The 19,629-nt window shown below is 65.8% G+C and carries 18 protein-coding genes; 14 read left to right on the top strand and 4 right to left on the bottom strand.

Going from position 1 to position 19,629, the window contains the following annotated elements:
* Window positions 1-336: 336 nt before the first annotated feature.
* From NRB20_RS23565 to NRB20_RS23550, 4 genes are all read left to right on the top strand, one after another.
* Window positions 337-1,641: an NtaA/DmoA family FMN-dependent monooxygenase gene (locus NRB20_RS23565; RefSeq protein WP_153412585.1), complete on the top strand. Its 1,305-nt coding sequence runs from the start codon at window positions 337-339 to the stop codon at window positions 1,639-1,641.
* Window positions 1,642-1,797: 156 nt separating this feature from the next.
* Complete coding sequence (locus NRB20_RS23560; protein WP_153412582.1) at window positions 1,798-2,889, top strand: RNA ligase (ATP); 1,092 nt, start codon at window positions 1,798-1,800, stop codon at window positions 2,887-2,889.
* A gap of 100 nt (window positions 2,890-2,989) precedes the next feature.
* Window positions 2,990-3,874, top strand: a complete 885-nt coding sequence (locus tag NRB20_RS23555) for an aldo/keto reductase (RefSeq protein ID WP_153412581.1) — start codon at window positions 2,990-2,992, stop codon at window positions 3,872-3,874.
* 153 nt (window positions 3,875-4,027) lie between these two features.
* Entirely contained in the window at window positions 4,028-4,912 is an 885-nt protein-coding gene (locus NRB20_RS23550) for a carotenoid biosynthesis protein (protein ID WP_194289975.1), read from the top strand.
* On the opposite strand, the gene NRB20_RS23545 is transcribed toward NRB20_RS23550, so the two are convergent.
* Window positions 4,909-5,829, bottom strand: coding sequence for a LysR family transcriptional regulator (locus NRB20_RS23545; protein ID WP_319945307.1), 921 nt, complete (start codon window positions 5,827-5,829; stop codon window positions 4,909-4,911). The two genes, NRB20_RS23550 and NRB20_RS23545, sit on opposite strands and share 4 nt — an antisense overlap.
* Before the next feature lie 110 nt (window positions 5,830-5,939).
* On the opposite strand from NRB20_RS23545, the gene NRB20_RS23540 reads away from it, so the two are divergent.
* The 3 genes from NRB20_RS23540 to NRB20_RS23530 all read left to right on the top strand — a co-directional run bounded on the left by NRB20_RS23540 (window position 5,940) and on the right by NRB20_RS23530 (window position 9,958).
* Complete coding sequence (locus NRB20_RS23540; RefSeq protein WP_153412578.1) at window positions 5,940-6,833, top strand: SDR family NAD(P)-dependent oxidoreductase; 894 nt, start codon at window positions 5,940-5,942, stop codon at window positions 6,831-6,833.
* Window positions 6,834-6,986: 153 nt separating this feature from the next.
* The gene (locus NRB20_RS23535; RefSeq protein WP_227833779.1) at window positions 6,987-9,431 is read left to right on the top strand and encodes an MFS transporter; all 2,445 of its coding nucleotides are present in this window, start codon (window positions 6,987-6,989) and stop codon (window positions 9,429-9,431) included.
* Between the two features lie 59 nt (window positions 9,432-9,490).
* On the top strand, window positions 9,491-9,958 hold the full coding sequence (locus tag NRB20_RS23530) for a MarR family winged helix-turn-helix transcriptional regulator (RefSeq protein WP_153412576.1): 468 nt from the start codon (window positions 9,491-9,493) through the stop codon (window positions 9,956-9,958).
* Window positions 9,959-10,255: 297 nt separating this feature from the next.
* On the opposite strand, the gene NRB20_RS23525 is transcribed toward NRB20_RS23530, so the two are convergent.
* Complete coding sequence (locus tag NRB20_RS23525; RefSeq protein WP_153412573.1) at window positions 10,256-10,693, bottom strand: winged helix-turn-helix transcriptional regulator; 438 nt, start codon at window positions 10,691-10,693, stop codon at window positions 10,256-10,258.
* A 138-nt stretch (window positions 10,694-10,831) separates the two neighbouring features.
* On the opposite strand from NRB20_RS23525, the gene NRB20_RS23520 reads away from it, so the two are divergent.
* The 6 genes from NRB20_RS23520 to NRB20_RS23495 all read left to right on the top strand — a co-directional run bounded on the left by NRB20_RS23520 (window position 10,832) and on the right by NRB20_RS23495 (window position 15,904).
* The gene (locus NRB20_RS23520; RefSeq protein ID WP_227833778.1) at window positions 10,832-11,263 is read left to right on the top strand and encodes a pyridoxamine 5'-phosphate oxidase family protein; all 432 of its coding nucleotides are present in this window, start codon (window positions 10,832-10,834) and stop codon (window positions 11,261-11,263) included.
* A gap of 79 nt (window positions 11,264-11,342) precedes the next feature.
* Window positions 11,343-12,200, top strand: a complete 858-nt coding sequence (locus tag NRB20_RS23515) for an NAD-binding protein (protein ID WP_153412571.1) — start codon at window positions 11,343-11,345, stop codon at window positions 12,198-12,200.
* A 140-nt stretch (window positions 12,201-12,340) separates the two neighbouring features.
* A complete protein-coding gene (locus tag NRB20_RS23510) occupies window positions 12,341-12,487 on the top strand; it encodes a hypothetical protein (protein WP_153412568.1) in 147 nt (48 codons plus the stop codon).
* On the top strand, window positions 12,484-13,590 hold the full coding sequence (locus NRB20_RS23505) for an NAD(P)H-dependent amine dehydrogenase family protein (protein ID WP_319945306.1): 1,107 nt from the start codon (window positions 12,484-12,486) through the stop codon (window positions 13,588-13,590). Before NRB20_RS23510 ends, NRB20_RS23505 begins: the two co-directional genes overlap by 4 nt.
* Window positions 13,587-14,615, top strand: a complete 1,029-nt coding sequence (locus tag NRB20_RS23500; protein ID WP_319945305.1) for an NAD-dependent epimerase/dehydratase family protein — start codon at window positions 13,587-13,589, stop codon at window positions 14,613-14,615. The genes NRB20_RS23505 and NRB20_RS23500 overlap by 4 nt, the downstream gene beginning before the upstream one ends.
* 38 nt (window positions 14,616-14,653) lie before the next feature.
* The gene (locus NRB20_RS23495; protein WP_319945304.1) at window positions 14,654-15,904 is read left to right on the top strand and encodes an ATP-binding protein; all 1,251 of its coding nucleotides are present in this window, start codon (window positions 14,654-14,656) and stop codon (window positions 15,902-15,904) included.
* Here NRB20_RS23495 and NRB20_RS23490 read toward each other — a convergent pair.
* On the bottom strand, window positions 15,829-16,494 hold the full coding sequence (locus NRB20_RS23490) for a TetR/AcrR family transcriptional regulator (RefSeq protein WP_319945303.1): 666 nt from the start codon (window positions 16,492-16,494) through the stop codon (window positions 15,829-15,831). The genes NRB20_RS23495 and NRB20_RS23490 overlap by 76 nt on opposite strands.
* Window positions 16,495-16,576: 82 nt before the next feature.
* Here NRB20_RS23490 and NRB20_RS23485 point away from each other — a divergent pair, with 82 nt between their 5' ends.
* Entirely contained in the window at window positions 16,577-17,149 is a 573-nt protein-coding gene (locus NRB20_RS23485) for a TetR/AcrR family transcriptional regulator (protein ID WP_153412566.1), read from the top strand.
* Between the two features lie 80 nt (window positions 17,150-17,229).
* Here NRB20_RS23485 and NRB20_RS23480 read toward each other — a convergent pair whose 3' ends face one another.
* Entirely contained in the window at window positions 17,230-19,527 is a 2,298-nt protein-coding gene (locus tag NRB20_RS23480; RefSeq protein ID WP_153412564.1) for an arylsulfatase, read from the bottom strand.
* Window positions 19,528-19,629 lie beyond the last annotated feature (102 nt).

Genomic DNA, 19,629 nt, shown 5'->3' with positions numbered 1-19,629 from the left:
ATCGAACGGTCGGCGACGCGGATCGAATCGGAGCGGCTTGCATCGCGCGCGACCGCTGTGACCAGCGGTCCGGGATATCGGAGAGCGGCGCGGACGGCATCGCGCGCCGGGCGGGTTCGCGTGACGAACATCCCATAGGCAGGGGACATGGTGTTCAAGTGCCGGTCCGCGTCTGGTCGACACGGCTTCGCGGAGGCTTCACCTCGAACCCGGAGCGGGATCAGCGTGCCGCTGAAAACTTGAACCCGACCCACCGATTCGCCCTGGGAGTGAATCGCACACTTCCGGGGCATTGCGTGTACTTCTACTCTGGGGACACCACGACAGGAGTCGCCCATGACAACGCAACGCCATCTGCATCTGAACCTGGTGGCCAACGATCTCAACCTGCATCAGGGAGCCCGCGAATACGAACGGGCGCAAGGGGTTCCCGAACGCAGTGCCTTCGAGCGGCTGCTCGAATACGGCGCGTTCGGTGACGAAGGGTTGTTCACCGCCCTGTTCGTCGGCGACATTCCCGGGATGCAGGGGTCTCCGGCATTCGATGGCGGTCCGGCCGAGCCGATCACCGCGCTGACCGCGATCTCGCAGCACACCGAGCACGTGGGTCTGATCGCGACGGCGTCGACGACCTTCTACGACCCGTACAACCTGGCCCGGCTGCTGGCCTCGCTGGACCAGGTGTCCGACGGCCGCGCCGGATACAACGCGGTCACCTCGGTGGTCGATCGGTTCGCGCTGAACTACAGCCTGCGACAGCATCTGGATCGGGCGGCGCGTTATGCGCGTGCCGACGAGTTCCTCGAGGTGCTGCGCGCGCTGTGGGACAACCGGGAGATGCGTCGGGACGCCGACGGCCACCTGCGCTTCCACGCCGAACCGATCGATCACCGGGGCAACCATTTTCAGGTTTCCGGCCCGCTCAATATCGCGCCCAGCCGCCAGCAACGGCCGCTGATCGCGCAGGCCGGGGGATCCGGTCCCGGCATCGAGGTCGCGGCGAAACATGCCGAGATGGTGTTCACCAACTCCTCCACTCGCGCGGGCGCGGCGGATTACCGTGCGGCACTGGACAAAGCGCTCATCGCGCAGGGCCGCGCACCCGGCTCGGTCCCGGCCATCCCCGGTCTCATTCCCTACCTGGGCCGGACCGCGAAGGAGGCCGAGGAGAAATTGCGGGAGCTGGACAGTCACGTCGATTGGGCACCGCTCGCGCCGATGGCGTTGGGACAGTTCGGCATCGACGTCCCCCTCGGTGACCTCACCGAACCCTTCCCCACCGAGCTGCTACCCCGCCCGGCCGACGTCGAGGCGACGATCAAGAGCACCTTCGGCAACTACGTCGGACTCTACGACTGGATTCAGGAACGCCCGGGCGTAACCGTGCGCGAGGTCGTCGCCCAGGCCGTCGGCCGCGGCGGTGCGACACACCGCAAATTCGTCGGCACCTACGACGACCTCGTCGAGGACTTCGCCGCCTGGCACGAGGACGGCAACGTCGGCGGCTTCAACCTCATGTTCGCCACCGGCTCGACAGCCATCCGCGAGTTCATCGACGAGGTCGTCCCCCGCCTCACCGCCCGCGGCATCTACCCCACCACCCCCACCGATCGCCCACTGCGAGAACGATTCCGCCCCTGACCTCCGCACGGCCCCGCGACCCGGACGTAGTGGATGTAACCGTCCGGGACCGGTGGCACGCCCTCGGCCGGGCCGATCCCGGTGCGACCCGGAGGAATTCGCTCGACGGCGTGGGGTACCGGCTTCTACGCTCGGCTGGTCGAGAAAGGGGTCGGTATGTCCACGCTTCGAGTTACTTCCGAACAGCTTGTCGTGCACCCGCATTCGAATGCGGATCGGCTGGAGTTGGCGCAGGTCGGGTTGTATCGCGCGGTGGTGGCCAAGGGGCAGTTCGCCACCGGCGACTACGCGGTGTACATCCCGGAGCAGGCGATCATGCCCGCGGCGCTGGTCGAGGAACTCGGGCTGACCGGGAAATTGGCTGGGCGCGAACGGAATCGGGTGAAGACGGTGCGGCTGCGCGGCGAGGTCTCGCAGGGCATCGTCTGCCGTCCGGAACAGCTTCGCGATGTGGATCTGGCACAGGCCGCGGCCGCGGGCACCGATTTCGCCGAATTGCTCGGCATCACGAAATGGGTTCCGCCGGTGCCGCTTTCGATGTCCGGTCAGATGGAATCCGCGCCGGATCTGCTGCGCTGGATCGATATCGAGAACATCGCGCGGTACCCGGACATCTTCACCCCGGGTGAGCCGGTGGTGGCGACGGAGAAGATCCACGGCACCGCATGCCTGGTGACCTATCTGCGTGATGGCGATCGAGTTCTGGTGTCGTCCAAGGGAATCGGTGCGCAGTCGCTGTCGCTGACCGAGGCCGAGGGTAATCTGTACTGGCGGGCGGTGACCCGTTTCGCGCTCGCGGATGCCGGGCGGAAGCTGGCCGTGGCGCTGAACGTGGACCGGGTCGCGCTCTTCGGCGAGGTGTACGGCGACGGTGTGCAGGACCTGCACTACGGGGCGAGCGCGAGGCAGGACGACACCCTCGGCTACGCGCTGTTCGACATCGCCGTCGAGACCGGCGAGGAACCCCGGCGCTGGCTCGGCCGCGCCGAAATCGACTCGGCCCTGGGCGAACTCGGCCTGAACGTACCGCGGGTACCGGTGCTGTTCGAGGGACCGTACGACATCGATGTGCTGTTGCGGCATGCGGACGGCACCGAGACGATCACCGGTACAGCGGCGAACATCCGCGAGGGCCTGGTGGTCCGCCCGGCCACCGAGCGGTACTCCGAGATACTCGGCGGCCGTGCCATCGGCAAGCTGGTCTCGCCCGCCTACCTGCTTCGCGACGGCGGCACCGAATACGAGTGATGCCGGCAGAGGTGTGGCACCGGCCTGCTACCCAGAGTCACGGGTATCCAGGTAATCGCAGTGCCTCCCTCGCATGTCACGGACGTTTTAAGGTCGAGGTATGACTACTCCGAATCTCACCCTGAACAACGGCGTGACCATGCCTGCCCTCGGGTTCGGCGTTTTCCAGACGGCTCCGGACGAGACTGTCGCGGCCGTGGAGGCGGCTTTGGCGACCGGATATCGGCATATCGATACCGCTGCGGCGTACGGCAACGAGCGCGAGGTCGGCGAGGCGGTGCGCCGCAGTGGGCTCGGTCGCGAGGAGGTGTTTCTCGAGACGAAGATCTGGATCACCGATTTCGGGTACGAGGAGACTCTGCACGGTTTCGACAAGAGTGCCGGGAAGCTCGGCGTCGAGCAGATCGATCTGCTGATCCTGCATCAGGCGCTGCCCGGGGAGTTCGAGCGCACCATCGGGGCGTACCAGGCGTTGGAGAAGCTGTACGCCGATGGTCGGGTGCGGGCGATCGGCGTCTCGAATTTCATGCCCGAGCACATCACTCGGCTGCTCGCGGCGACCGAGGTGGTGCCCGCGGTCAACCAGATCGAGGTGCATCCGTATTTCCGTCAGTCGGAGCTGCTCGCGGTCGACGGTGAGCACGGGATCCTCGATCAGGCGTGGTCGCCGATCGGCGGGATCACCTTCTATCGCGGCGGGCCGCACGGCTCCACGCTGGAGGATCCGGTGATCGTGAAAATCGCTGCGGCGCACGGTAAGTCGCCCGCGCAGGTGATGCTGCGCTGGCATCTGCAACAGCACCGGCAGGCGATCCCGAAGTCGGTGCGTCCCGCCCGGATCGCGGAGAACTTCGACATCTTCGATTTCGAGCTGACCGCCGCGGAGCTGGCGGCGATCGATGCGCTCGACACCGGTGTGCGCGGGGGGCCGGACCCGGTCGACATCACCCGGGAGACCTACGGCAGGGAAATCCCCGAGGCCTGATGCGGCGCGTGGTGATGAATGGGTCGTGGGCCGGGCGGCCGAATCCGTTCGTATGGGACGATCCGGGCGGAGTGTAATGATGGTCGGTCGGTAGTCTGGACACATGTATCGGTGTTGGGTTTCGAGGTCCGGGTCGTCGGTCGGGGTGGGACGATGACGCGGGTGGCGGACACTCGGGATCTTCGGATATGGCAGCAGGCTCCGGCGTGGGTGGTCGCGGTGGCCGGGTTGTGCGTCGCGCTCGGCGGTGCGCTCGGTATCGGGACGGAATCCGCGTTCGGGGCGCTGCCTGGGGTGACATTGCTGTTCGCGGTGATTCACGGATTGCTGACTGCGGGGTGGCGGAGTTTTCTCGGATTTTGTCTCGTCGGTTATGTCGTGGCTTTCGTTGCCGAGGTGACCAGTGTCGCGTACGGGGTTCCGTTCGGGTTTTATCAACACTTCACCGCCGGACCTCGGTTGTTCGATGTTCCGCTGATCGTGCCGATCGCGTATGTCGGGAACGGCTGGCTCGCGATAACGCTCGCGTCGGCTATCGTGCGGGGAATTTCGTCCCGGAAGGGAGGGAATGGTCGGTTCGCGATTCCGGTGGTCGCCACCATTGTTCTCGCCGGATGGGATCTCACCGTCGATTCGATATATTCGACGGTGGAGGTGCGGTACAGGTACACGACGCCCGGGGCGTTCTTCGGGGTGCCGATCAGTAATTTCTTCGGGTGGTTGCTGGTCGGCTGGATCATATTCCAGATATTCGTGCTGTTGCGGCGAGATACCGATACTCGGACAGCGACTGCCGGTCGGCCGCTCGACCTACTCGCGTGTCTGGTGTGGGTGTTACCGGTGCTGCCATTGTTCGGCTATTTCTCGGATCCTCCTCCCGGGCGCGTCAGCGTGGGCGGACGTGTATTCGTCATCGCCGATATCTATGCCTCGGCGTTCATCATCGGTCTGATCACGCTGGGATTCACCGCTGTGCTGGCGGCAATTCGGATATGCGATCGCTCGGACCCCGCGCTTGCCGCAACGGCGAAAAGCTAGACGTCGGTTGGCTCCGGTAAGTCGGCGGTGACGGTGCGGGTGATGTTCCGGAGCCAGCGTTGCGCGATATCGCCGTCGAGGCGGGGGTGCCAGGCCATCTGGTAGTGCAGTGGGCGGATTTCCTTGGGCGCGGGCAGGATTCGGATTCGCGGGTCGGTGGGTTGCTCGGTGAGCAGCCGGGTGGGCAGGGTGAGAATCAGGTGGTTGCCCAGGACCGAGAGGGCGGCCAGGGAGTGGTAGGGGACGGTGAGTCCGGCGCGGCGGCGGGTGCCGAACTCCTCGAGTCGCCGGTCGATCGCGGTCTGGTGTTCGCCGGTGGTGCCGACCACCACGTGGGTGGCGTCCAGGTATTCCTCCAGGGTGATCTCGGGGCGTTCGGCGAGCGGATGGTCGGCGGACATGACGCAGGCGAACCGGTCGTCGAAGAGGTGTTCGGTGTGCAGGGTGGGGGTCGGTCCGGATCTGGCGACGAAGACGAGATCGACGACGCCGCGGTCGAGGTCGTCGTAGATGGCGTCGTGCCAGGTGCGGAAATGCAGTGTGGAGCGCGGTGATTCGCGGAAGAAACGCTGGAAGAGGGTGGGGGCGAAGACCAGGCTGTAATCGGTCCCGGCGACCCGGAACGTCTCGGCGGCCTGGGCGGGATCGAACTCCTCGGGGGCGAACAGGCGCTCGAGTCGCGGCAGCACCGCTCGCAGTTGCCGCTGGACACGTTCGGCTCGGGGCGTCAGCCGGTATCCGCCCGGGGTGCGGACCAGCAGTTCGTCGCCGAGGGTGTCCCGCAGTCGTTGCAGGGCCCGGCTCATCGCGGGCTGGCTCATTCCCGCGACCTCGGCGGCGCGCGACACGTGCCGCTCCTCCAGGAGTGCGGCCAGCGGGGCCAGCAGGTTCAGGTCCACGCGTTCGATATGCGTCACTCGAATAATCTACATATTGAGAATGCATTAGACAAATAATTGCAGGTGGATCAGAGTGGATTTCGTCGCCGGAGGAAACCCGCGACTTCCACAGTGATCGGAGAACCACCATGTCGACCGTGCTCATCACCGGTGCAGCCACCGGCATCGGCAACCTGACCGCGCGGGCACTCGCTCGCGCCGGTTACCGCGTCTACGCCTCGATGCGCGCCCCCGGCACCCGCAACGCCGACCGCGCCGCGGAACTGCACGCCCTGGCCGCGGCCGAACGACTCGACCTGCACGTCATCGAACTCGACGTCGCCTCCCAAGAATCCGCCGACCGCGCGGTCGCGGCCGTACTCGACGACGCCGGATCACTCGACGTCGTCATCCACAACGCCGGACACCTGGTCACCGGCTATGTCGAGGCATTCACCGCCGAGGAGATCGCGCACCTGATCGACGTCAATACCCTTGGCGTGCAACGTCTCAACCGCGCCGCGCTGCCGCATCTGCGCGAACAGGGCACCGGCACCCTGCTCTACGTCGGCAGCACCATCCCGGTGACCACGCCCCCGTTCCTCGGTCCGTACGTGGTGTCGAAGGCGGCGATGGACGCGCTGGCCCTGGTGACCTCCTACGAGGTGGCTCCGCTCGGCATCGAGACGGTGATCGTCATGCCGGGCCCCTTCACCGAGGGCACCGACCACTTCCCCAAAGCGGGACGACCTGCCGACTCGACCGGCGTCAACGTCGCCTACCGCACCCTGGATCCGCTGGCCGCCCGCAACGAGGCGGCCACCGAGGGCCTGTTCACCCCGGGCGCCCAGGCCGACCCCGTCGTGGTCGCCACGGAGATCACCAGAATCCTGTCCCTCCCCTTCGGCGACCGCCCCTTCCGCAGCGTCGTGGACCTGACCAACTCCCAGGTCGAACAGGCCAACGCCGCAGTACTGGAGGCCCGCTCGGATTTCGTGCGGCGCATGGGTTTCGAGCAGGTTCTGCACGTGGCGCGGGCGTAAGTCGCGTGCGGCCGTCCGAACAGCACGAAGGTGTAAGGCCCCCGCCCGCGGTCCGTGACCCACGCAACAAGTTGCTTCCGGCAACTAAATGTTGGATACTTGCCTGAGGCAACCAAATGTGGGGGCGGTTCGGGGCATGGAAAGGAATGAGGGATGGCAACCGTTGCGTCGGCCGAGACGCGGGTGACGGCACCCGACGATGAGGACGTTCCGATGTCGCATCGGCAGATCATGGAGGCTTTGTCCGGGCTGTTGCTCGGCCTGTTCGTGACGATTCTGTCGTCCACGGTCGTGTCGAACGCGCTGCCGACGATCATCTCCGACCTGCACGCGACTCAGACCACGTACACCTGGGTGATCACCGGCACCCTGCTGGCGATGACGATCACGACCCCGATCTGGGGCAAACTCGCCGACCTGGTCAGCAAGAAACTGCTGATCCAGCTCGCGCTGGTGATCTTCGTCGTCGGCTCGGCCATCGCGGGTCAGGCACACAATCCCGCGATGCTGATCACGGCCCGGGTCGTGCAGGGCCTGGGCGCCGGCGGACTCAGCGCCCTGGTGCAGGTGATCATGGCGGCGATGATCTCGCCGCGCGAACGCGGTCGTTACTCGGGCTATACGGGCGCGGTGTTCGCCCTGGCCACCGTCGGCGGTCCGCTCATCGGCGGTCTCATCGTCGATACTTCCTGGCTCGGCTGGCGCTGGTGCTTCTACGTCGGCGTGCCGTTCGCGGTCATCGCGTTGATCGTGCTGCAGAAGACCCTGGATCTGCCCGTGGCCAAGCGGAAGGTCAAGATCGACTGGCTCGGTGCGACATTGGTGTCCGGTGCGGCCGCGCTGTTGCTGCTGTGGGTGTCCTTCGCGGGCAGCAAGTACGACTGGCTGTCCTGGCAGACCGGTGCGATGCTCGGCGGCACGGTCGTGCTGGTGGCGCTGTTCATCGTGGCGGAGAACTATGCGAGCGAGCCGATCGTGCCGTTGCAGCTGTTCCGCATCCGCACTCTGTCGCTGTCGACGCTGGCCAGCCTGTTCGTCGGTGTGGTGATGTTCGGCGCGACGACCTTCCTGAGCCAGTACTTCCAGTTGGCGCGCGGTGATTCGCCGACGAAGGCGGGTCTGATGACGTTGCCGATGATCGCTGGACTGGCCGTCGCCTCGACGATCTCCGGACGCATCGTCACCTCGACGGGACGGTGGAAGAACATCCTGGTGCTCGGTGGCGCGGCCATGACCGCCGGTTACGGCCTGCTGGGCATGCTGCGGTACGACACCGCCTACTGGCAGCTGGCGATCTACATGGTCCTGGTCGGTGCGGGTCTGGGTATGACCATGCAGAACCTGGTGCTGTGCGTGCAGAACCAGGTGCGGCCGCAGGAGCTCGGCGTGGCCAGCTCGACCGTGTCCTTCTTCCGCTCGCTCGGTGGCGCGATCGGTGTCTCGGCGCTGGGCGCGCTGCTCGGCAACCGGGTCACGCACTATCTGACGGACGGGCTCGCGAGCATCGGCGTCCACTCGCTCGGTGGTGACGGTTCGGTGCCGAAGCTGTCGGCGCTGCCCGCGCCGATCCGCGCCGTCGTCCAGGCTTCCTACGGGCACGGCATCGGCGATGTGTTCCTGTATGCCGCGCCGTGTGCGCTGGTCGCGGTGATCGTGATCCTGTTCATCAAGGAGGTGCCGCTGCGCACGTCCAACAGCCAGGAGGTGGCGGCTTCGGTCGATGCCGCCGCGGGTGGTCGGCACGCGCGGCGACCGGGTTCGGATGTCGCCGGGAGTGCGGTGCTGTCCAACGGTCGGGTCGTGGAGCATGCGAATGCGGCTGTCCGAGTGGGAGATTCACTGGACAGCGGCACGATTCGCGGGTTCGTTCGCAACGGTGGTGTTCCGGTTTCCGGTGCGGTGCTCACGTTGATCGACGTCGGCGGGCGGCAGATCGGGCGCGCGATCACCGGGATGGACGGGCAGTACGTGCTGTCCGCTCCCGGCAGCGGCAGTTACGTGTTGATCGCCGCGGCGGGGGATTACGATCCGCAGGCCGCGACGCTGATGGTCGGCGATCAGCCGGTCGAATTCGATGTGACGCTGGTCGGTTCCGGTGGACTCGCCGGGCTCGTGCGCGGTGCGGACGGCGTGGCCATCGAGGACGCGAAGGTCGTCGTGACCGACGGACGCGGTGAGGTCGTCGCCGGTGGTGCGACCGACGCGGCGGGTGGATTCCTCGTCCCGGCGGTGACCGCCGGGGTCTACACGCTCGCGGTCAGCGCGCCCGGGTATCGGCCGGTCGCCATGCCGGTCGAGGTCGGTAGTGAACAGATCCGTCAGATGGTCGAACTGCTGCCCGATATGCGGGTGCGCGGCACGATTCGGGTCGAGGGGCGCGGGTCGGTTCCCGACGCTCGCGTCAGGCTGCTGGACGAGGCCGGAAAGGTGGTCGGCGTGGCGACCACCGGACCCGACGGAGAGTACGACTTCACCGGTCTCGCGGCCGGTCGGTACACCGTCACGGCCAGCGGATATCCCGTGGTGACCAGTGGGGTCGAGGTGACCGGGTACGGCGACGACTCGCACGACCTGTGGCTCGGCCACCCCGCCGAATGACATCGCTCCGCCGGACCGCCGCTCGTCGCGGTCCGGCGGAACCCGATAGGTTGCCGGGTATGGAAGCACCGGCCGCCCCCGAACACGAGGCTTATCAGGCGGTCGAGCACGAGCTCGGTGTGCTCTTCCGGCGAGCGCGGGCGTTGTCGACGGAGGTGGCGCGCGAGGTGCATCCCGAACTCGAGCCCGCCGCGTACGGCCTGCTCATCGGCGTCTACGACCGTGCCCGCTCCCGCCCCAGCGATCTGGCCGACTACTTCGGCGTCGGCAAGGCCACCATCAGCCGACAGGTGAAGGTCCTCGAACAACTCGGCCTGATCGAGCGCCGCGCCGACCCCGACGACGGCCGCGCCCACCTCCTGGTCCTCACCGACGAGGGCCGCCGCCGCGTCCAGACCGCCCGCACCGCCCGTCAGCAACGCTTCCACGCCATGCTCGCCACCTGGCCGACCGACGACGTCCGCATGCTCGGCACGATGCTCGCCCGATTCAACGACCTCGCCGAAGGTCGGGCCGACCGCCTCTGAGCGCGAATGTTCCGGCGGCTCAGGGGTTTCGGCGATGGCGGATGATGTACCTGCGTTACTACGCACTGAGATCTGAACGGAGAGAGAGCTGGATTCGGCTCCTCAATTGCCTGTGTGTGACGAATCTGCCTTGCCTGGAAAGGATCTGCACGATCGGTGATCCGGCAGTGATGATTACCACATTGCGGCACAACTCTTTACGGATATCGACGGTCACGTGGCTTCGGGGGTGGAGACGACCTGGATGCGAACTGCTCTGCGGCCGCGGTGTGGTCGATTCGATTGGGGTGCAGGTTTTTACGTCTGTCGACTGGTGGTGGGAATGCGTTGTTCGTCGTAAGTCTCGCGGGCGGTAGCGATGGTGTCGCCGTGACGATCGGCCCAGTCGGTGAGCGCGAGTAGCGTTTGGTAGAGCTCGCGGGCTATGGGGGTGGCTTCGTATTCGGTTCGGGGTGGGACGGTGGGATGGACTGTGCGGGTGAGTAGGCCGTCGCGTTCCAGATTGCGCAGGGTGAGAGTGAGCATTCTTCTGCTGATGCCGTTGATTTCGCGTTCCAGTTCGGTGAAGCGCATCGGACCGCGGGTGGTCAGCAGGAGGATGCCGATGGCCCATTTGCCGCTGATTCGGTTGACGACCTCGAGGACGGTGCATGCCTGGTCCAGGGGAGAGTCGCGCGAATCGTCGGTGGTGACCGGATCGGTGTCGACGGGAACATCGGTGTTCCTCGGGAACATGAAAGTGCCTTCTTCCCATGGGGTTGCCGGTAACAGATCATTCATTCGGTAACAAATAGTGCACCATGAGGATGGAGAGTCAGCGTGAGCGATGGTGAGCAGCCGTATGGACCGGGCCGAGGAGCGCCGCCGACCCGGTTGTCGCCCGAGCGGTTGGACAGTTTTCTGGCGGCCAATCGGATGGGCGCCCTGGCGACTGTCAAACGTGATGGGCATCCGCACATGTCTACCGTTGCGTACCAATGGAATTCCGGCGAACGCCTGATTTCGATCGGCTCGACCGCCGATCGGCTCAAGGTTCGTCAACTGCGCCGGGATCCGCATGCCGCGTTGTATGTGAGCAGTGCGGACCACCTCACGTTCGCGGTTGCCGAGGGGGTTGCGGAGGTCTCCCCGGTGAGCGCCGTTCCCGGTGACGCGGTGGGACTCGACATGCTTGCCATGTTTCCCGAGTTCGACAATCTCGACGACAGGCCGAAGTTTCTCGCGAATATGGTCGAGGACCGTCGGGTGGTGATCACGCTCCGCGTCACGAAGTTGTACGGCGATACCCTCAGCGGCGATTCGTAACGGCTTACGGCGGCGCGACTGTCCGGCTGCCGTCGAGAGTGTGGCGACGGACGAGATAGGTTCGGCCGGTTGGTGATTCGTGACCGGCGGGACCGAGGCGGCGAACAATGGCCTGACCGTCATGGTGGGTGGTTCCGAGGATGCGGTGCGGCGGGTGCGTCCGATTCTCGAGGATTTCGCGAAACTTGTTGTGCACTGCGGTGATTCGGGTGCGGGGATGGTCACGAAGATCGCTCGCAACGCGTTGACCTACTCGGTCTGGGCGGCGGTGCGGGAGGCGGCCTCCCTTGCCGATGCCGGTGGGGTCGCGCTCGATCGTCTGCTCGAAGTGTTGCAGCAGACCGATGGTGGCACCTCGCCGCTGACGCTGCTTCAAGTCCACGCGGCGGGGATCGAGATTCCCGAGGAACGGCTCGAATCGGCGGATGCGTTGGCGCAGAAGGATCTTGCCGCCGCGCAGGAGTTCGCCGGGAGTGTCGGGCTGGAGGTGCCGATCGTCGATGTCGTGCGGCCGCGGATGCGTGCGGTGTACAGCGGCGAGCTGGCCGACGCGCTGCCGGACGAGCCGTGGGAGCGGGGGTTGGCGATGATGGACCGGGTGTACGGCGAGGGCTTCAGCGGGCTCGTTCCGCCGGGCACCACGATCCCCAGTGTCGAGCACACCGTCGAGCAACTGTTCGCCCAGGTGTGGGCGCGCCCCTATCTGACGTTGCGGGACCGGCGTCTGCTCACCTTCGGTGTCACCGCGATGCGTGATCGCGGCGACATGTTGCGCACGCAGTTGACCGGAGCGCTGGCCAATCGCGAATTCACCGTTGATCAGCTCCGCGAGATCGTCGTGCATCTGCACTACTACACAGGCTGGCCCGCCGGCTCCACGGTGCAGGCGGTTTTCGAGGAACTGATCGCGAAATCGTCGTCCCGAGGCGGTGTGTGACCCGGCCGTAGGAGCGTATGCCCGCCCAATAACTGGACTAATGTCTAGACGCTTGGCTATGCGCGTCGTACGCTCGTTACGGACACGGTCGAAGGTGGTCGTGGTGACCTGCGCGCCGGAGGCCGGACAGAGGAGGAATCATGGGCTACGAAGATCTGGCCAGGGCACAACCGGCACGGTTGTCACCGAATCAGATGCTCAGCGGACACACCATCCAGGATCCGCCGATTCCCGCAGCGGCCGTCGAATCGGCGAGTTCGGAGCATGGTCAGGCAGTGGGTCGGTGACCGCGGATCGGCGGCGATACCGTGTAATCGTCTGGGGCACAGGGGCTGTCGGTTCCGAGCTGATCGCAACCGTCCTCGATCATCCGGACGAGTTCGAGATCGTCGGTGCGCGAGTGTATTCCGAGCACAAGCACGGCACGGACATCGGGACACTGGTCGGCCGGGAGTCGATCGGGGTGCGGGCTTCCATCCATGTCGACGCGATCCTGGCGACCGACGCGGACTGCGTGCTGTACGCACCGCGCATCACCGACCTGGACGACGTGTGTGCGATCCTGGCCGCCGGAAAGAACGTGGCCACCACGGCATTTCTGTTCCACCCCAAGCGAATTGCGCCCGATGACCGCGAACGGCTGCTGGAAGCGTGTCGCGTCGGGGGAACCACCGTGCACGGCAGCGGTCTCAATCCGGGCAATATCTCCGGGGTGCTGCCGCTGGCGTTGTCGGGGATGAGTCGCACCATCGAGCGCATCACCTTGCAGGAACGCGCGGACTGGTCGGTGTACGAGAGTACGTCGATCACGTTCGGCGCCATGGGTTTCGGGCAACCTGCCGAGCGGATCAACGTGGCGGAGAACGAGTTCCTGGCGTTCAACAGCGGCCTGTTCACCGAGCAGGTGTGGTTTCTGTCCGACGAGTTGAACGCGGGAATCGATGAGGTCACCGCGACCGTGGAAGCGGTACCGGCGCAAGAGGATCATCGGATCTTCGATCATCTGCTGCGCGCTGGAACCACGGCCGGACAGCGCTGGATCTGGACCGGGCGTCGCCGGGGTGAGCCGCTCATCGAGATCGAGGTTTTGTGGACCGTCGGCGGTGAGTACCCGGGGCATTGGCCTACGCCCGAACACGGCTGGACGCTGACCATCGAAGGCGATCCCTCGATGCGGACCCATTTCTTCTCGCTGGCGAGTTTCACTCGCGCCGTGGACATTCGGGAGCATGTCCGGTCGGCGAGTGTCGCCACCGCGATGCAGGTGCTCAACGCCGTTCCCGCGATCTGCGCCGCGCCGCCCGGCTTCGCGACCATGGCCACGCTGCCGCTGATTCGAAGTCGCGTCGGATTCGGTAATGACACCCCGGAGTGGGGGAGTGTGCAGTGACCGGTCGTCATCTGGTTGTCGGTGCGAGTGGATTACTCGGGTCGCATGTCGTTCGGGCGTTGGTCGAGCGGGGCGAGCGGGTGCGGGCGATGGTGCGCCGGACCAGTTCGCTGTGCGCGCTGGCCGGGCTGGATGTCGAATGCGTATTCGGCGATATCGAGGATCCGGAGTCCGTGCGGGACGCGATGCGCGGGTGTGAGGTCGTGTACTACTGCGTGGTCGATGCCAGGCCGTGGTTGCGGGATCCCGCGCCGTTGTTCCGCACGAATGTCGCGGGTCTGCGCACGGTGTTGGATGTGGCGCTCGCGGCCGAGCTGCGGCGGTTCGTGTTCACCAGCTCGGTGGCGACACTGCCGATCGGTCCCGGCCTGATCGATGAGTCGGCCGGACCGCGCAACTGGACGAAACGTGGTGGCGCATACGTGAAGTCGCGTGTGCAGGCCGAGGATCTGGTGCTCGACTACGCCCGCGAGCGCGGGTTGCCCGCGGTGGCGATGTGCGTGGCGAACACCTACGGGCCGGACGATTATCTGCCGACTCCGCACGGCGGATTCGTCGCGGCCGCCGCGCGGGGCAAGTTGCCGATGTATGTGCGTGGCGCGGGTGCCGAGGTCGTCGATATCCGTGATGCCGCAACGGCTTTGGTACTGGCGGGAGAGCGCGGCACGGTCGGTGAGCGGTACATCGTGTCGGCGGGATTCCGCAATACGCGTGAATTACACGATCTCGCAGCAAGTTTCGCCGGTTTGCCTCGAAGGCACCCTCGACCCGGCACCACTGATCGGCGAGACCGTCGGAATCGACGGTCTCGCAGACGCTTTCGAACGTGCTCGGTCCTCCGACGCACCGCCGCGCATCGTCTTCACAACGACGTAGTCCGTGTGGCGAATCCGCCGATTCTCGGATCAGGACATCCACGGAAGCGGCGGCGGTGCCCCCGGCAGATCGATGTGCAGTATCACGGCAGATCAACGGGAAGAATAACGGCAGATCGTCGACCAACAGTACGGCAGATTGACGGGTAAGATTCCGGCAGATTGACGGCCTCCGGTATGCTGCGAGCGTGCGCGAAGGAATCGACTACATTCCCAGAAGGGCTTCTGAGCTGGTAAAAGAAGCTCTCGCCGATACCCGTGTCGTCATCGTGAACGGCGCGCGACAGACGGGCAAGAGCACTCTCGCTGAGCACTGTCTCGGGGACCGGCTGGACGTGGTTCGCTACTACCTCGACAGGACCCGGGATCGGTCGGCGGCACAAGCCGACCCGGCCGCATTCCTGGATGCGCCCGGCACCATCTTCATCGATGAGGTGCAACGAGTGCCCGAGCTGTGGCTGGAGATCAAACATGTCGTCGATCGGGATCCGACACCCGGCCGGTTCTTGCTGACCGGTTCCGCGCGCCTCCTCGGCCTCAGCAGCATTCCCGATGCCCTTCCGGGGCGGTCGGAGACGATCGAGTTGTTTCCCTTCTCTCAGGGCGAGATCACCGGCGCGCCAGACGGTTTCATCGATGCGGCCTTCATCCGAGGCTCTCGGCTTCGGGTTGAGACCTCGGAGCTGCGACGTCGCGACTATCTGATGCTGGCTGGTCGTGGCGGGTTCCCCGATTCCGTTCGCCGTGCTACCGATCGGCGTAGGGCGCAATTCGCGCGCTCCTACCTCGATGACATCATGACCCGAGATGTCCACCAGGCTGCTGACATTCAGCGCGGCGCCGATATGCGACGGCTCATCGTCACGCTCGCCGCTCAGACCAGCGGACTGCTCAACTACAGCAGACTTGCCAGCGCCCTGAGCATCCCGGTGACCACTGTCCGCGACTACGTTCGCCTGTTGGAGCTGATCTATCTGATCCGGCTGGTCCCGGCATGGTCCGCGAACGCCACCACGCGCGCCGTCGCGACTCCGAAGCTCGTATTCACCGACTCCGGTCTGGCCGCCCAACTCCTCGCCGGAATCACCAACGACACCACCACCGGTGGCCTGATGGAGACGTTCGTGATCGGCGAACTCACTCGCCAGCTGACGTGGAGTCTGTCCCTCGCGCAGCTTCATCACTACCGCGACCGGGATGGCTACGAGGTCGACGCACTGCTGGAGAACAATGCCGGACAGGTCGTCGCGATCGAGGTCAAGGCCGCCGAAACCGTTCGCGCAGAGGACTTCCGAGGGTTGCGCTACCTGGAACGGCGGCTCGGCGATCGCTTTCACGCCGGTTTCGTCATGTATTGCGGCGATCAGCAATTGCCGTTCGGCGAGAAGTTTTCCGCTGTGCCGATCAGTGCACTGTGGACCACTCCGGTGCCGAGCTGAGCAGAGGGCTCCGGCTGGTCGCCGAACAGGCGCAGCACGGCGTGCTCGAGATGGGCGGCTACCGCGGTGTACGAATAGCCGTCGGCGGTCCCGGCGCGAACCAATGCTCCGAAGTACATGTCCTCCAGTACTTCGACGAGTTCCGCGGTGCCGTCGTCGGCGACGGCCGCGGTGATGAGTTGGTGTACTCGGTATCCGATCCTGGATCGCAGGGCCTCGGTATCGGGATCCGCGTTGCACATGGCGACCGTTACCGCGCGGGCGAGGGCTGGTTCGTCGGACATCAGAAGTGCCAACTGGCGCAACAGTATTGCGGCTCGTGTGCGGACATCCGCTGATGATGCCGACGGCGCGTCGATGCTGGAAATCCGGTGCCAGTACACCTCGGCGACCAGATGGTTCCTGGAGCCGAAGTGGCCGTATGCGGTGGCGCGGCCGATGCCCGCGTGGGCGGCGGCGGATTTGATCGTGAGTGCCTCGTAGCCCGAGGTTCGGAGGACCTCGACCGTCGCGTCCAGCAGGGCGCGTACGGTGGCGGCCTTGGATCTGGTCGGGCGATCGGAGGGACCGGCCTCGGATTTGATGGACACAAATCTGGACGGTACTCCAAAAATGTCGGGGCGTGCGGCTGTGACCGTGGTGACGTGGGCCGTTGTAGTAACGTCTGGACGTATGTCCGATGTTTCTCCGGCGGCGCCGGCCCGCCGTGCTCTGACCGGAAAGCGCGCCGAAACCGTGCAGCGTCTGGCCGATGCGACCGTCGAGACATTGGGGGCGATGGGGTACGACGAACTCACCCTGCCTGCCGTCGCGGCGCAGGCGGGCGTGGCGCGGGCGACGGCTTACACCTACTACTCGTCGCGGGAACACCTGGTGGCGGAGGTGTATTGGCGTCGGTTGACGTCCGGGTCGCCGACCGACACCGACTCCCCGGACGTCAAGGTTCGCGTTGTCGGGGTGCTGCGGTATCTGGCGCTGGTCGTCGCGGACGAGCCTGCGCTCGGGCACGCGATCGCGGTCGCGTTGAACAGCCCGGACCCGGACGTCAAACTGCTGCGCGAGGAGATCAGCCGCTACATCCACCGGATGATCGCGACGGCGGTGGGCGGCGACGGTGATTCGAAGACGGTGCTGTTGCTCGAATTGCTGTTTACCGGTGCGATCGTGCGTGCGGGTTCCGGGCAGGTCCCGTATCACGAGATCGCCGACATGCTGGAACAACTCGTCCTCGATCTACTGCCGTGATTGCGGTTCGGCGGGAGTGTCGCATCTCCCGCCGACGGCAGCGGACCTTCTGCGCCCAGGGCTCTGACCAGCCGTGATGTTTACTCGGCTACAAGTTCGGCGGCCGCCTCGAGCGCGTGTGCGGTCTGCTCTGGAACACGTTGGGGCCCTGGCGTATAGACGACGGCCCGCAGATTGCCGGTGTACCGGAACGGTCCTCGACGCGCACGCAGTTCCCAGTCGACCGGGCCACGCGCGTCGACGCCGACCGAAATGCCTGTCCAGGGCGACATTCCGGCCAGTTGAACCTGATCGGGCAGGCGCGCGACGGTGTGGCCGTCGACGGCGACGGTGAAGTCCCATCGCAGTCGCGGACGTACCAGTGCCGCGACCGTGATCCGCTGTGCGCCAAGGGAGATTGGTGCCTCGACGGTGGTGTACCGCCCATAGCTGTTGAAGCCGAACACAACTCGCTCGTCTTCGACGTACAGCAGATAACCGCCTTGCGGATCACCGTGTGCGACAAGCACTCCCTCGTCGCCGGTCCGGTAGCCGTCGAGTTCGGCGGTGATCGTGAAGTCGCGATACGCGATCAACCGCTGTGAGCGATAACGTTCCAGCGTGGGCGTCCCCGGGAGAATGCGCACCGGTGCGGACAGCAGCGTTTCCTCCGGCCGTCGCCGCGCCAGATCCTTGCGGGTGATCAGCGGGAAAACGGTGTTCTTCCAAGCGGATTCGTCCCAGGCGCGGGCCAGCTCGGCCACCTTGTCGGGGAAGTCCGCCGAAACATCGTGCAGCTCAGTCGGATCCGTGCGCACGTCGAACAGCTGCCACCGCGGATCGTCCACATCGGCGCCGGGTTCGTGCAGGGCCAGGAGCTTCCAGCCGTCCCGGTAGAAGCCGCGATGCCCGGTCATCTCCGAATACTGTTCGAGGTGGCGCGAGCGCGCCCGCGGATCGCGCAGCACGTCCGCCGCCGAAACGCCGTCGAACTCCTTGGCGGGCAGCCCGTTCCGCGTGCCGGATCGGCCCAGTCCGGCCAGTTCCAGCAGCGTCGGCGCGAGGTCGGTGACGTAGGTGTATTCGGTGCGGATCTCCCCGGCGGGCAACCCCTTCGGCCAGGACACCACGAACGGCACCCGCACCCCGCCGGCGAAGGTCTGGCCCTTGTAGAACCGGAACGGCGTGTTCGACGCCTGGCCCCAGCCGCGCGGGTAGTGCACGCCGAGCCGCGCGGTGCCGATCAGCTCCTCGTCGTGCGGCACGTCACCGACCCAGTCCGGATCGTCGACGTGCGCGAATTCCGCCAGGTAACTGCGGGTTCCGACCGGGCCGCCCTCCGCGGTGCCGCCGTTGTCGGAGGTGAATACCACGATGGTGTCGTCCAGTTCGCCGAGTTGCTCCAGCACGTCGAGCAGCCGCCCCAGGCTCTGATCGATGTTGTCGACCATCGCCGCGTAGACCTCCATGTACCGGGCGAACCGGTACTGCTCGGCCTCGGTGAGCGAATCCCATTCCTGCGCTTCGTATCCCGGCTCGGTGTTGCGCGGCTTCTGCCGCGTCTCCGCGGGGAACAGGCCCTGTGCCAGCTGCGAGTCGAAACGCCACTGCCGCAACAGATCCCAGCCCTCGGCATAGCGGCCGCGATACTTCGCCAGGTCGACCTCCTTGGCCTGGAGCGGGCCGTGCAACGCGACGTGGGCGAAGTACAGGAAGAACGGTTTGGTGGCGTCGTGCGCCCGCAGATCCTTCAGATAGGAGATCGCCTTGTCGGTGAGATCGTCTGTGACGTAATAGTTCTCGGGATACTCCTCGACATCGACCACCGAACTGTCGGAGACGATCTGATTCGGGTGGAAGTACGAGTTGAAACCCTCCAGGGACCCGTAGTAGCGGTCGAAACCGCGCTGCGTCGGCCACGAATCCCGGTGTGCGGCAGGGTTCATGGTGGCATCGCGCACCAGATGCCACTTGCCGACCGCGTAGGTGGCATATCCGTTGTCGCGCAGGATCTCCGGAAGCGTGGCCACATCGTCGGCCAGTTCCAGCCGCAGGCCGGGATAGCCCGGATCGGCATTGGCGACGAACCCGAAACCCGCACGGTGGGAATTGATTCCGGTCAGCAGCGCCGCGCGCGACGGTGAGCACAGCGGTGTGGTGTGATAGTTGGTGAGCCGAACACCCCGCGCGGCGAGCCGATCCAGTGTCGGCGTCTCGATCTCGGAGCCGAACGGTCCGATATCGCTGTACCCCATGTCGTCGACCAGCACCACGATGATGTTGGGCGTCCCGGCGGGCGCGGTCGGCGGATAGGTCCACTGCGGGGTGGAGTCGGCGGTGGTGCGGCCGACCGAACCGGTGAAGTGTTCGTATCCGCGGGCGTAATCGGGCACAGGCATGCGCATACCCAATCCGGTGGCCCGTCCCGATTGCCAGAGTTTCGCGCATGGTGCGCACAACGGGTGTCACGACGTGCGTACCTGGATAACGTCGGCAGCATC

The organism is Nocardia macrotermitis (genome assembly GCF_009604405.1).
Classification (GTDB): domain Bacteria; phylum Actinomycetota; class Actinomycetes; order Mycobacteriales; family Mycobacteriaceae; genus Nocardia; species Nocardia macrotermitis.
The sequence above is the reverse complement of the archived record's forward strand: the minus strand, read 5'-3'. Positions and strand labels throughout refer to the sequence as shown.

Excerpts from the sequence above, each read along its gene's own strand:
- NRB20_RS23550 (WP_194289975.1), top strand. The coding sequence starts at position 4,028 with ATGACGCGGGTGGCGGACACTCGGGATCTTCGGATATGGCAGCAGGCT.
- NRB20_RS23510 (WP_153412568.1), top strand. The coding sequence starts at position 12,341 with ATGGGCTACGAAGATCTGGCCAGGGCACAACCGGCACGGTTGTCACCG.
- NRB20_RS23530 (WP_153412576.1), top strand. The coding sequence starts at position 9,491 with ATGGAAGCACCGGCCGCCCCCGAACACGAGGCTTATCAGGCGGTCGAG.
- NRB20_RS23485 (WP_153412566.1), top strand. The coding sequence starts at position 16,577 with ATGTCCGATGTTTCTCCGGCGGCGCCGGCCCGCCGTGCTCTGACCGGA.
- NRB20_RS23565 (WP_153412585.1), top strand. The coding sequence starts at position 337 with ATGACAACGCAACGCCATCTGCATCTGAACCTGGTGGCCAACGATCTC.
- NRB20_RS23555 (WP_153412581.1), top strand. The coding sequence starts at position 2,990 with ATGACTACTCCGAATCTCACCCTGAACAACGGCGTGACCATGCCTGCC.
- NRB20_RS23535 (WP_227833779.1), top strand. The coding sequence starts at position 6,987 with ATGGCAACCGTTGCGTCGGCCGAGACGCGGGTGACGGCACCCGACGAT.
- NRB20_RS23525 (WP_153412573.1), bottom strand. The coding sequence starts at position 10,693 with ATGTTCCCGAGGAACACCGATGTTCCCGTCGACACCGATCCGGTCACC.
- NRB20_RS23560 (WP_153412582.1), top strand. The coding sequence starts at position 1,798 with ATGTCCACGCTTCGAGTTACTTCCGAACAGCTTGTCGTGCACCCGCAT.
- NRB20_RS23540 (WP_153412578.1), top strand. The coding sequence starts at position 5,940 with ATGTCGACCGTGCTCATCACCGGTGCAGCCACCGGCATCGGCAACCTG.
- NRB20_RS23480 (WP_153412564.1), bottom strand. The coding sequence starts at position 19,527 with ATGCCTGTGCCCGATTACGCCCGCGGATACGAACACTTCACCGGTTCG.